Source organism: Natronorubrum sulfidifaciens JCM 14089 (assembly GCF_000337735.1).
Classification (GTDB): Archaea; Halobacteriota; Halobacteria; order Halobacteriales; family Natrialbaceae; genus Natronorubrum; species Natronorubrum sulfidifaciens.
In genome coordinates this window covers 1-376 of sequence record NZ_AOHX01000012.1, presented here as the reverse complement: position 1 = coordinate 376, position 376 = coordinate 1, and the positions used below count along the sequence as shown (strand labels likewise).

Here is a 376-nt window from a genome sequence, read left to right as displayed (position 1 = left end):
GTGCGAGTGACACGAGTGGAAAACCGGGGCCAGATCCAAATCCAGACTCAACCCGGAACCGTCGTCAAGTGCCGATGTACTTGTCCGACGAGAAAGCGACTCAATTGAATTCACTTTACGAGCAGCTAGACGGGCGCTCCAAAGTCGCTGGTAAAGGGGGAATTGAGAAGCATGCAGACTTCATGGAGACGCTCGTTGAATTTGTCATTGAGAATGATGATGAATTAGCGACTCGACTCGGCATCAATACCGACTAACCAGGACTCCTCAATCGAGACCCGTGGAAAACTAAGCGCGTGAAATAAAGTCGTGCTCTCAGTTGTCCGTCCAGACTCACAGCATGGAAAGCTCTATTCTTTTACTAGAGTTCTAGAAA

General features: G+C 48.9%; 1 protein-coding gene. It reads left to right on the top strand.

Features of this window, described 5'->3' with window-relative positions; translation table 11 throughout:
* On the top strand, positions 1–257 hold a 257-nt coding region (locus C495_RS18230; RefSeq protein ID WP_206538422.1), incomplete at its 5' end, for a hypothetical protein.
* Positions 258–376: the final 119 nt, after the last annotated feature.